The organism is Nocardioides sp., from assembly GCF_964229035.1.
GTDB lineage: Bacteria > Actinomycetota > Actinomycetes > Propionibacteriales > Nocardioidaceae > Nocardioides.
Genome location: NZ_CAXRAZ010000039.1, coordinates 64,528 through 75,231 on the forward strand (window position 1 = coordinate 64,528; position 10,704 = coordinate 75,231).

At 73.4% G+C, this 10,704-nt stretch carries 11 protein-coding genes; 5 read left to right on the forward strand and 6 right to left on the reverse strand.

Annotated elements, in window-relative coordinates; all coding sequences use genetic code 11:
• Window positions 1-63 precede the first annotated feature (63 nt).
• A complete protein-coding gene (locus ACERUN_RS13040; protein WP_370290430.1) occupies window positions 64-1,194 on the forward strand; it encodes a phosphatase PAP2 family protein in 1,131 nt (376 codons plus the stop codon).
• Here ACERUN_RS13040 and ACERUN_RS13045 read toward each other — a convergent pair.
• The 3 genes from ACERUN_RS13045 to ACERUN_RS13055 are packed head-to-tail and all read right to left on the reverse strand — an operon-like array spanning window position 1,106 to window position 3,411.
• Window positions 1,106-1,999, reverse strand: a complete 894-nt coding sequence (locus ACERUN_RS13045) for a glycosyltransferase family 2 protein (protein ID WP_370290431.1) — start codon at window positions 1,997-1,999, stop codon at window positions 1,106-1,108. The two genes, ACERUN_RS13040 and ACERUN_RS13045, sit on opposite strands and share 89 nt — an antisense overlap.
• Window positions 1,996-2,916 carry a glycosyltransferase family 2 protein gene (locus ACERUN_RS13050; RefSeq protein ID WP_370290432.1) on the reverse strand — a complete coding sequence of 307 codons (921 nt, stop codon included), beginning with the start codon at window positions 2,914-2,916 and terminating at the stop codon, window positions 1,996-1,998. Before ACERUN_RS13050 ends, ACERUN_RS13045 begins: the two co-directional genes overlap by 4 nt.
• Before the next feature lie 48 nt (window positions 2,917-2,964).
• Window positions 2,965-3,411 carry a hypothetical protein gene (locus tag ACERUN_RS13055; protein ID WP_370290433.1) on the reverse strand — a complete coding sequence of 149 codons (447 nt, stop codon included), beginning with the start codon at window positions 3,409-3,411 and terminating at the stop codon, window positions 2,965-2,967.
• Between the two features lie 65 nt (window positions 3,412-3,476).
• Between ACERUN_RS13055 and ACERUN_RS13060 the strand changes: the two genes are divergently transcribed.
• Window positions 3,477-4,241 (forward strand): inositol monophosphatase, encoded by a 765-nt coding sequence (locus tag ACERUN_RS13060; protein WP_370290434.1) that lies wholly within the window; start codon window positions 3,477-3,479, stop codon window positions 4,239-4,241.
• Between the two features lie 40 nt (window positions 4,242-4,281).
• On the opposite strand, the gene ACERUN_RS13065 is transcribed toward ACERUN_RS13060, so the two are convergent.
• Together ACERUN_RS13065 and ACERUN_RS13070 are read right to left on the reverse strand one after the other, a co-directional pair.
• Complete coding sequence (locus tag ACERUN_RS13065) at window positions 4,282-5,733, reverse strand: LCP family protein (protein WP_370290435.1); 1,452 nt, start codon at window positions 5,731-5,733, stop codon at window positions 4,282-4,284.
• A gap of 100 nt (window positions 5,734-5,833) precedes the next feature.
• Window positions 5,834-6,883, reverse strand: coding sequence for a threonine/serine dehydratase (locus tag ACERUN_RS13070; protein ID WP_370290436.1), 1,050 nt, complete (start codon window positions 6,881-6,883; stop codon window positions 5,834-5,836).
• A gap of 93 nt (window positions 6,884-6,976) precedes the next feature.
• Here ACERUN_RS13070 and ACERUN_RS13075 point away from each other — a divergent pair, with 93 nt between their 5' ends.
• Window positions 6,977-7,876 (forward strand): LysR family transcriptional regulator, encoded by a 900-nt coding sequence (locus ACERUN_RS13075; protein ID WP_370290437.1) that lies wholly within the window; start codon window positions 6,977-6,979, stop codon window positions 7,874-7,876.
• Between the two features lie 98 nt (window positions 7,877-7,974).
• Here ACERUN_RS13075 and ACERUN_RS13080 read toward each other — a convergent pair whose 3' ends face one another.
• The gene (locus tag ACERUN_RS13080) at window positions 7,975-8,481 is read right to left on the reverse strand and encodes an acyl-CoA thioesterase (protein ID WP_370290438.1); all 507 of its coding nucleotides are present in this window, start codon (window positions 8,479-8,481) and stop codon (window positions 7,975-7,977) included.
• 23 nt (window positions 8,482-8,504) lie between these two features.
• Here ACERUN_RS13080 and ACERUN_RS13085 point away from each other — a divergent pair, with 23 nt between their 5' ends.
• Both ACERUN_RS13085 and ACERUN_RS13090 read left to right on the forward strand, forming a co-directional pair.
• Window positions 8,505-9,731: an LCP family protein gene (locus ACERUN_RS13085; protein WP_370290439.1), complete on the forward strand. Its 1,227-nt coding sequence runs from the start codon at window positions 8,505-8,507 to the stop codon at window positions 9,729-9,731.
• A gap of 37 nt (window positions 9,732-9,768) precedes the next feature.
• Window positions 9,769-10,632 (forward strand): crotonase/enoyl-CoA hydratase family protein, encoded by an 864-nt coding sequence (locus ACERUN_RS13090; RefSeq protein ID WP_370290440.1) that lies wholly within the window; start codon window positions 9,769-9,771, stop codon window positions 10,630-10,632.
• The last annotated feature ends 72 nt before the right edge of the window (window positions 10,633-10,704 follow it).

A 10,704-nucleotide genomic window follows, 5' to 3' on the forward strand; every position in this document is an offset into this window, starting at 1 on the left:
CCGAGCGGGCGCGCGCGGCCCGGCGGCGCACGTGATCTGGGTCCCTGTGAATATCCTGAGCGGATGCTCATCTCGGCCGCCTACCGCCGCGGCGTCCCGTCGTTCGCCCTCGCCTGGGCGGCCGGCCTGCTCCTGGCGGTGCTCACCGTCGTCTTCTCGCTGGTCGAGGACCTGCCGATCCGCGACCCCGACAACCTGATCCCCGGCTACATCCGCTTCCCGGCGATCGTCGTCGGCGCGATCGCGCTGGACGTCGTCCCCCGCGCGCTGCGGGCGGCCGGACGCCCCGGCGCCGGGTGGCTCGGCCGGCTGGGCTCCGACCTCAGGTCGGTGCTGACCGAGCGGTGGCCCCGCTCGCACTGGATGTTCGCGCTCAACGGTGTGGCCGCCTGGTACCTCTGCTACGCCGCCTTCCGCAACGTCAAGAGCATGGCGCCGTTCGTCCACGAGCGCATCTACGACGCCAACCTGGCCGACATCGACAAGTTCCTCTTCGCCGGTCACGACCCGGCCGCCACGCTGCACGCGTGGTTCGGCACCGGGATCGCCGCGCACTTCTTCTCGGCCGTCTACATCGCCTGGATCGCCCTGGTGCCGGTCACCATCGCGATCGCCCTCGTCTGGACCCGGGCCACGCGGGCCGGCGAGTGGTACGTCACGGCGGTGGCCATCGACTGGGCGCTCGGCGCGGTGCTCTACGTCGTCCTGCCGACGGTGGGGCCCATCTACTCCGACCCCCGCACCTTCGCCGCGCTGCCCGAGACCTACGTGAGCCGACTGCAGGAGAGCATGGGCGCCGACCGCGTGGCCGTGCTGGCCGATCCCGTGGGGGCCGGCACGCTGCAGACGATCGCGGCCTTCGCCTCGCTGCACGTCGGCATCATGGTCACGATCTGCCTGATCGTGGAGCTCATCAAGATGCCGCGCTGGGTGCGGGTGAGCTCCTGGGTGTTCCTGGCGCTGACCTGCCTGTCGACGGTCTACCTCGGGTGGCACTTCGCGATCGACGTCGTCGCCGGCGCTGCGCTCGGCGCCTTCGCCGTGTGGCTGGCGGGGCTCGCCACCGGCAACCGGGTGGGCCTGCGCGCCCGCCTGGCTCCCAGCGTCAGCGAGCCGGCACCCGCATCGTCCGGGCGTCGCGAAGTGCTCGCACCACGTTCGCTGCCTCACGACGACCTCCCCGCAGGGGGCTGAGCAGCACCACCGCGAGGGTCACCAGCCACGGCTTGGCCCGCACGAGGGCGTTCTCGCCGTAGCGCAGGTGCACCACGAACAGGTTGCGGTACATGAAGTAGCCCTTCCAGCCCGCGAGGTCGTGCTGCTGGTCGAAGTCGAGCTGGCGCACCAGCACCGCGTCGCGCACCGCGCGGATCACGTAACCGGCGCGTCGGGCGCGGATCGCGAAATCCACGTCGTCGTAGAAGATGAAGTACGAGGCGTCGGGCAGGCCGATGGCGTCGATCACCGGGCGACGCACCAGGAAGCCCTCGAACGCGACGTTCTCGACCTCCACCGTGGCCGGCATCGAGGCGCGGTCGGGGTAGGTGGAGTCGATGCTCGCGGTCTTCGGCCGGATCGCCAGCGGGTTGCGCAGGTCGAAGCGCACGGCCGCCTTCTCCACGAGGCGCCCGGCGAGGTCCTCGCGCACCGCCGTGAGACAGGAGCCGTCGACCTCGAGCAGGCGGGTGAGGCAGTCGGGGGCCGGGACCACGTCGTCGTCCATGAGCCAGAAGACGTCGTGGCCGTCGGCGTGGGCGCGCTGCAGCCCGAGGCGGAAACCGCCGGCACCACCGAGGTTGTCGTCGGTGCGCAGGCGCACGAGCCCGGGCAGCGTGCTGGCCGCGAGGACGTCGGGGGTGTGGTCGCTGCTGTGGTTGTCGACCACGTAGACGGCGTTCGGGGCCCGCTCGAGGTCGCCGAGGCCCGCGAGCATGCGCTCCAGCAGGTCGGCCCGGTTGTAGGTGACGACGACGACCGCGACCGACTCTCGGCCGGTCACCGCAGGTACCTCCGGTGGCCGGTGAAGTCGCCGCGCAGGCCTGCGATCGCGGCTCCCGCGCTCATCGGGATGCGGGCGGGCTCGCGACGGGTGACGAGGTAGAACCACACGGTCTTGAGCCAGAAGAGCAGCACGAACGGCCAGCCCCGGTAGGTGCGCAGGTTGACGGTGTTGTTGCGCGCCATGCAGTAGTGCTTGAGGTCGCTCGGTGTGTGGTTGTAGGTGGTGCGCCCGCCCATCATCGGCGTGCCGAGGTCGTCGGTGGCCGGGTGGAGGAAGTGGGCGTCGACCACCGTGGCGATGCGGGCGCCCTCGCGCTGGGCGCGCCACAGGTACTCCACGTCGTCGCCCCAGATGAAGAACTCCTCGCGCGGCAGGCCGATGCGCTGCACGAGCTCGCGGGTCACGAGCACGCCGTTGAACGGGATGACGATGTCGTCGATGAGGCCGTCGACGGGGCCATCGGCCGCAGCCGCCTCCACCGCCGCCATCTCGTGGACGACGCGGGTGCCGCCGGGCAGGCGGATGGGGAAGCACAGGCGCGAGGGGTCCTGCTCGGCGAGCACCGCCGGGCCGCAGAAGTCGAGGCCGTCGCGCTCACGCCGCTCCAGCAGCAGGTCGAGGCAGTCGGGGGCGGGCAGGCCGTCGTCGTCCATGAGCCAGACGAGGTCGGCGCCCTCGCTCACCGCCCAGTCGAGTCCGCGGTGGAAACCGCCGGCCCCGCCGGTGTTGGTGGCCAGGGTCTGCGAACGGACCTTGTCGCCGGCGCGCTCGCGCAGCCACTCCCCCGTGCCGTCGGTGGAGGCGTTGTCGACCACGAGGACGCCGTCGAGCGCGGTGACCTGCTCGAGTCGCTCGAGCAGCCGGTCGAGCATCGCCCTCCGGTTGAAGGTGACCACCACCGCCAGCACTCGCACGGGCTGCACCCTAGTGCCCGGGTCGGCGTCGAGCCGGATCGAGAGGGCTCAGAGCAGACCGCTGGGATCGTCGGGCACGGCGGGGAGGTCGTCGTCCTCCGGGGAGAGCAGCGCATCGGGGTCACGGCGCACCGGCAGGTGCTCGAGGGCGGTGATGACCAGCGACGTGCGGGCCTTGATGAGCGCGGCGCGGCGCAGGCGGCCGCCCTCGTCGGCGACGAGCTCGGTGACCACCGCCTCGACCTCCGCGGGGGTGTAGCTGGCGCGGGTGCCCGGCGCGACCTCGATGTCGGGCAGGGCCACCAGCACGGGGAGGATCTGCGAACCGAGGGCGTCGAGGAGCTGGAAGCGCCGGAACCGGTCGAGCTCGGCCCAGGCCGCCTCGACGGCGGCGTCGCGGTCGCCCTTGCGTCGTCGCACCGAGCGCTCGGCGGCGAGCACCCGCTTCGCCGCTCCGTGCAGGGCCGAGGTCAGCTCGTGCTCGGTGAATCGCATGGCGCACAGCATGCCCGAGTCGACCCGTGCGCCGCCGTCTCGCCCGCACTGACTACGGTGGAGGGGTGGACACCGAGGCCGTGCTGAAGCTCCTGCAGGACGTCGCCGCCGAGGTGATCACCCCCCGGTTCCGCACGCTCAGCGACGACCAGGTCTCGGAGAAGAACCCCGGCGACCTCGTGACGGTGGCCGACCACGAGTCGGAGGCCCTCATCACCGCGGCCCTCCAGCAGGTCTACCCCGACGCCCTGGTGCTCGGCGAGGAGGCGGTCGCTGCCGACTCCGGCCTGGTCGGTCGCTTCGCCGCGGCCGAGCACGCGTTCACCGTCGACCCGGTCGACGGCACCAAGAACTTCGTCAACGGCTCACCCGACCACGCGGTGATGGTGGCCGAGGTGCGCGGCGGCGTCACCACCCGCGGGTGGATCTGGCAGCCCCAGCACGAGGCGGCCTACGTGGCCGAGAAGGGCGCGGGAGCCACGCTCAACGGCGCCCCGCTCCGCGTGACGCGCGACGCGGACGCGCCCTACCGCACGGCGCGTCGCAGCTGGGTCGGCCGCGAGCTCGACGGACTCGGGACGCTCGAGCTCACCTGGGCCTGCTGCGGCGTCGACTACCCGCGGCTGATCGCCGGCGAGGCGTCCGCGCTGGTCTACAGCCGCAGCATGCCGTGGGACCACCTGCCTGGCGCGCTCATCCTCGCCGAGGCCGGCGGCACCATCGGCGACCATGCGGGCGCGCCGCTCGGCAGCCCCGAACTCGGGGGCGGCATCGTGGCGGCCCCCGACGCCGACACCTTCGCGGACGTCGTCCGCGCGCTGTCGGCCTGAGCCGGCACGGCCCCGGTACCTACCGCCCCGGCAAGACCCGTCAGCAGGCGGCGGCGACGTCGTCGGTCTCGTTGGCCACGTAGCCGTCGTTGCGCGAGCCGAGCGAGCCGCCGGTGACGACGTCGCGGCCGCCGTCCGCGGCGCCCGAGGTGCCGGCCGAGGCACCGGCGGCGGGCTTCGCCGTCACGACCTTCTTGGGCGCGTGCCCCTCGGCGCGGGCGATCGCGTTGGCGATCATGCGCTGCACCTTGTCGATGTCGGGGCGTGCGGTGTCGATCTGCGGCGGCACCAGCGAGACGGTCGAGACCTTCTGGCTGCGTGCCTTGAGGGCGAGGTCGGCGAAGTCGCCGAGGGCGCCCGAGGGGATGTCGGTGGTGATCATGGCGGTGGACGCCTTCGCGATCTCCTGGAAGTTCGTGAGCGCACGGCTGGGGCTGATCTGGGTGAGCATCGCCGTCATCACGCACTTCTGCCGCGCCATGCGCGAGTAGTCGTCGCTGCCCTCGCGGGCGCGGGCGAACCACAGCGCGTCGTGACCGTCGAGCTTGCGGCGGCCGGGCTCGATGTAGCCGGTGACGTCCTTGCCCAGGCCGCCCACGGGGATGCGCTGGCGGACGGTGAGCTCGACGCCGCCGAAGGCGTCGACGAGGCGGCGGAATCCCTTCATGTTGACCATGGCCCAGTAGTTGATGTCGAGGCCCGTGATGCCCTCGATGCCCATGATCGTGGCGTCCACGCCGGGGTGCTCGGAGTCGGCGAAGAGGTCGCGGTGGTCGCCGGCCCAGGTGCTGATGCCGTTGAGGTAGCAGCCGTCGCAGTCGAAGCCCTTCGGGAACTGCTTCGCCATCACCGATCCCTTGCGGAACGGGAAGTTCGACATGTTGCGCGGCAGACCGATCATCACGGTGCGGCCGGTGCGGGCGTCGACCGAGGCGATGGTCATCGAGTCGGTGCGCAGGCCCCAGCGGTCGGAGCCGGAGTCGCCGCCGAGCAGCAGGATGTTGTAGCGGCCCGCGTGGGCGCCGCCGAGATCGCCGCTCGCGAAGGTGCTCAGCAGGTCGCGCTGGGCGCCAGCCAGGTGGGCGCCGAAGAGCATGGTGCCCACCACCGAGAAGCACAGGACGCCGTTGATGCCCACCACGGCACGGCGGTGCTGCAGGCGCAGGCTGAGCGGCTGCCCGATGCGCCAGGCGTCGATGAACAGGCCCGCCCAGGCGATGGCGCCGAGGAGCAGGTAGAGCCGCAGCGCGAGCATGAAGGTGGGGCTCGTGGCGAGCTGCAGGGCGTAGGACGGCGCGACGAGCAGGCGCACGCCGAGGTAGAGGGCGACGAGCAGCGTGACCAGCCAGATGCGGACGGCGATACGGCCGACGCGCCGGTTGCCGGCGAGAAGCTGCGCGGATCCGGGGACGACGAGCGTGAACCCCATGAGGGTCAGGGCTCGGCGGAAGCGGATGCGGGCGGCCCGTTCGGACACGGCTGTCGGCGGCACCCGCTCAGTATCACCAGTCACAGCAGCACCATCGGTCGCGACGCGCCGGACCTGCGCCGCCCGCCCGACCCACTGCCCGAGGGCACGCGACGGAGAGGACTCAGGCGGCGACCAGCCGTGCGATCTCGTCGGCGGAGGCGTTGGCGCCCGTGCACACGACGACCTCGATCCCGGCCGGGCCCTCGGCGCCGGACACCCCCAGCGCCAGCACCGAGGCGAGCGAGGCCGCACCGGCCCCCTCGGCCAGCGTGTGCGCGCGCAGGGCGAGCAGGCGGGCGGCGGCGTCGATGAGGTCGTCGTCCACGAGGACGAAATCGTCGAGGCGGGCGCGCAGCACCGCCTGCGGCAGCGCGTAGCCCACGGTCGTGGCGAGCCCCGAGGCCCGCGTGGACGACGCAGCGCTCTCGAGCCGCCCGGAGCGCCACGAGCGCCAGGCCGCGGGAGCGGCGCTCGACTGGACGCCGATCACCCGGCACCGCGGCGCGAGGGCGTCACGCACCAGGCAGGCACCGGCCGCACCGGTGCCGCTGCCGATCGGCACGTGCACCGCCGAGGGGTCGATGCCGAGCGCGGCGAGCTCGGTGAAGATCTCGAGGTAGGCGGTGGCGTGGCCCAGCACGATGCGGGCGTCGGTGGGGCACACGAACGCGCCGCGCCCCTCCCCGGCGCGTGCCCGGGCGGCGGCTGCGGCCTCGCCCAGGGTCTCGCCGGCGATGACGACCTCGGCGCCGAGGGCGGCCACGGCGTCCCGCTTGACCACCGGGGCGGAGCTCGGCATCACGATCGTGGCCCGGGTGCCCGCCAGGCGCGCCGCGTAGGCCACCGACTGCGCATGGTTGCCGGTGGAGCAGGTGATGAGCCCGGCCCGCCGCTCCTCGCCGGTGAGGGTGGCCGCCAGGTGCACGCCCCCGCGGACCTTGAAGGAACCCGTGGGCAGCACGTTCTCGTGCTTGACCAGCAGCGGGCGCCCGATCGAGGCGTCGGCGTCGAGCAGCGGGTGCTGCTGCAGCGGCGTCGGGCCCAGCTGCTCGGCCACGATCCGGCCGGCCTCGCGGATGCGGTCGAAGCTCAGCGACCGCGCCTCGACAGGCACCGGCGCGGCCGGGGACCCGAGATCGGTCGGACGGGTGCGGAGCGAGGGGGCGGCCATGCCCCATGGTCTCGACGGACCCACCTATCGGTCCAATAGTTCTTATCACGCTGAACGATCGACCTGGTCGATCATTGGCTCTAGGGTGGCCCCATGCTCGACCTGCGCCGCCTCGAGGCCCTCGTGGCGGTGCAGCGCACCGGGTCGGTGTCGGCCGCCGCGGCGAGCCTGCACTACGGCCAGCCCACGATTTCCCACCACCTGCGCCGCCTCGAGGCCGAGACCGGTGCGGTGCTGCTCCAGCGGGTCGGTCGCGGAGTGCGGCTCACCCCCGACGGGTTGCGCCTGGCGGCCCGTGCCGAGGAGGTGCTGGGGCTCCTGGCCCGCGCCGAGGCCGAGCTGCACGCCTCCACGAGCCTCAGCTCCGGACGCGTGCGGGTGGCGGCCTTCCCCTCGGGCGCCGCCACGCTCGTGCCCGCAGCGCTGCAGCGACTCGCCGTCGTCCACCCGGGGTTGGCGCTGGAGCTGGTGGAGGCCGAGCCCCCCGAAGCGCACGCCTTGCTGCGGGCGGGCGGGGCGGACCTCGCGGTCACCTTCGCCTACCCGGGCCAGCACGACCCCGAGCACGTCGCCTCCACTCCCCTGCTCGACGACGCGCTCCACCTCGTGGTGCCCTACGACGACCCGGACGCGGCCGGTGCCGCCCTCGGGCTGGAGGACTACGCCGAGCGCAGCTGGATCACCGGCTGCGAGCGGTGCCGCAGCGAGCTGCTCGCCCTGTGCGAGCGGGCCGGCTTCAGCCCGCGCATCGCGTTCGCCAGCGACGACTACGTGGCCGTGCAGTCGCTCGTGGCCGCCGGCCTCGGCGTCACCGTGCTGCCCGGCCTGGCCCTGCGTGCCCACCGCCACCCCGGCGTGCGGACGACGCCCCTCGACGCCGCGCGCCGAGTGCAGCTGTCGACCTACGGCTCGCCCCCGCGCCCGGCGGCCGTCGACGCCGTGGCCGCGGTGCTCGCCGAGGCGGCGCGCACGGTGGCGGCCAACCCCGACTGATCTGGGCCGCCGGGGTCGGGCGAACGCAGTCGGGCGAACGGAGTCGGGCGAACGGAGTCGGGCGAACGGGGTCGGGCGAACGGGGTCGGGTGTGAGGATCAGCCCTGGTGGCGGTCGGCCTCGATATCGCGGCGCCGGGCGAGCCGGCTCGCACGACGGATCTCGGCCTCGCGCTGGCGACGCCGGTCCTCGTCGGTCTCGGGGCGCAGCCCCGGCACCGGACGGGCCGCGCCAGCGCCGTCGATGGCCACGAACACGAAGTAGGCCGACCCGACGTGGCGCAGCTCGGTGGCGGCGTCCCAGGGCTGGGTCTCGATCCGCACGCCGACCTCCATCGAGGAGCGCCCCGCCCAGTTGATCTGGGCGTAGGTGCGCACGATGTCGCCCACGCGCACCGGGGCGAGGAAGGCCATCTCGTCGAGCGCCGCCGTGACCGCCGGGCCGCCGCTGTGCCGCTGGGCGACCACGCCGGCGGCGGAGTCGGCCAGCTTGACGATCTCGCCGCCGTGAATGTTGCCCAGCAGGTTGGCCTGCGCGCGCGACGTCACCGCCGCCAGCTCGATGCGCGAGTAGGCCGGAGTGCGTGCCATCAGCTCATCGCTCACGCGCTGACGGTAGCGTCCGCAGCATGGCAGGGCAGCGCGGCGAGGGCGACGGCGCCGAATTCGACTGGATCTACGGCGGCGGCGATCGCGGCGCACGCCCGGGCGACCCCGAGCCCACCCGGCGCATCCCCGTGCAGCGCCGCCCCGGCGCCGAGCCGCCCACGGCACCCCGTCCGGTCGTCGGGTCCGGCCGTGAGCGCGAGGAGATCCCGCCGCACGAGCGGCCGTTCGTGCCACCGCCCGCCCCGGGGGGCGGGTACGGCGGAGGCGGCCGTGGCGGCTCCTCGGGCGGCTACGCGCCGAGCCGGTGGAGTCGTCCGCGCACCTACCTGCGGCTGGTGATCGGCGTCCTCGTGCTGTGGCTGGTCTTCCTCGTCGGCACACCGCTGCTGGCGTGGAGCCGGGTCGACAAGGTGGCCTACGAGCCGAGGAACGGGCGCCCGCCCGAGCAGCCCGGCACCACCTACCTGCTCGTGGGCAGCGACTCGCGCGCCGGATTGTCCGCAGCCGAGCGCAAGCGGCTGAGCACCGGCGATGCGAAGAGCTCGCTCACCGACACGATCATGCTGCTGCACACCGGCGCCGGGCCGACGACGCTCATCTCGATCCCGCGCGACTCCCCGCTCGACATCCCGGGCCACGGTCGCGGCAAGGTCAACTCCGCCTACGCCAAGGGCGGCACGCCGCTGCTGGTGCGCACGCTCGAGCAGGCCACCGGCGTGCGCGTCGACGGCTACGTCGAGATCGGGTTCGGCGGCCTCGTGGGGGTCGTGGACGCCGTGGGCGGCATCCGGATCTGCCCGAAGCGCGCCATCAAGGACGAGCCCTCGGGGTTGAACGTGCGCGCAGGCTGCCAGCAGGTCGACGGGCGCACCGCACTGGCCTACTCCCGCGCGCGCAAGTACAGCCGCATCTCCGACCTCGCCCGCGTGCAGCAGCAGCGCGAGGTCGTGGCGGCCGTGGGTGACAAGGTGCTCGGGCCCCGCTCGGTGCTCGACCCCGTGCGCTGGTGGAAGCTCAACAACGCCGTGCCCGACTTCTTCCGCTTCGGCGAGGGGATGAGCCCGATCAGCGCCGGCCGCTGGGCCCTCGCGATGGCCAGCACCCCCACCTCGTGCACCGTTCCGCTCGCCAGCGCCGACGCCACGTGGGACGACGCCCGCGCCGGCCGGCTGTTCGCTGCCGTGGCGAAGGACCGCACCGACGAGATCACGAAGGCCGAGTGCACCGCCACCGGTCTCGCACCCTGATCCCCCGCCCGACCGCCCCCTAGGAGACGCACGACCCATGTACGAGACCCTCCGCCACGACGTCGACGAGCACGGCGTGGCCACGCTGCGCCTGCACCGCCCCGAGGCCCTCAACGCCTTCGACCTGACGATGGCCCGCGAGCTCGAGCAGTACTTCCTCACCGACGCCCGCTCCGACGACGTCCGCGCGGTCGTGGTCACCGGCGAGGGGCGGGCCTTCTGCGCGGGCATGGACCTCTCGGCCGAGGGCAACGTCTTCGGCCTCGACGAGAGCCTGCAGCCCACGCCCGAGGACTTTCGTGCCGCCTACGACCAGGCGCCCTACCAGGACGGCCTGCGCGACACCGGCGGCAAGGTGACGCTCGCGATCCACGCCCTGCCCAAGCCGGTGATCGCCGCCATCAACGGCCCCGCCGTCGGCATCGGCGCCACGATGACGCTCGCGATGGACATCCGCCTGGCTTCGGAGAAAGCGCGCATCGGCTTCGTGTTCGGCCGCCTCGGCATCGTGCCCGAGGCCTGCTCGAGCTGGTTCCTCCCGCGCATCGTCGGCATCCAGCAGGCGCTGGAGTGGGTCTACTCCGCCGACATCCTCACCGCCGAGCAGGCGTTGGCCGGGCGCCTCGTGCGCAGCGTGCACGCACCGGACGACGTGCTGCCCGCCGCGCAGGAGCTCGCCCGCTCGTTCGTGGTCGACCGCTCCCCCGTGGCGCTCGGCCTGGCCAAGCAGCTGCTCTACCGCAACAGCGCCTCGGCCGAGCCGCTGGAGGCCCACCTCACCGACTCGCTGGCGATGTACTGGACCTCGATCGCCGACGGCAAGGAGGGTGTGGCGGCCTTCCTCGACAAACGCGCGCCGCGCTTCACCGGCTCGGCCGCCGACCTGCCGCGCATCGACTGATCGCCCCGCCGGCCGGCCCCTCCGGGTGAGATGCGACGAGGCCCGCCCCCGATCCGGGGGGGGCCGCGGCGC

Coding starts and splice junctions, on each gene's coding strand:
- ACERUN_RS13040 (WP_370290430.1), top strand. CDS start 64: ATGCTCATCTCGGCCGCCTACCGCCGCGGCGTCCCGTCGTTCGCCCTC.
- ACERUN_RS13055 (WP_370290433.1), bottom strand. CDS start 3,411: ATGCGATTCACCGAGCACGAGCTGACCTCGGCCCTGCACGGAGCGGCG.
- ACERUN_RS13070 (WP_370290436.1), bottom strand. CDS start 6,883: ATGGCCGCCCCCTCGCTCCGCACCCGTCCGACCGATCTCGGGTCCCCG.
- ACERUN_RS13075 (WP_370290437.1), top strand. CDS start 6,977: ATGCTCGACCTGCGCCGCCTCGAGGCCCTCGTGGCGGTGCAGCGCACC.
- ACERUN_RS13085 (WP_370290439.1), top strand. CDS start 8,505: ATGGCAGGGCAGCGCGGCGAGGGCGACGGCGCCGAATTCGACTGGATC.
- ACERUN_RS13090 (WP_370290440.1), top strand. CDS start 9,769: ATGTACGAGACCCTCCGCCACGACGTCGACGAGCACGGCGTGGCCACG.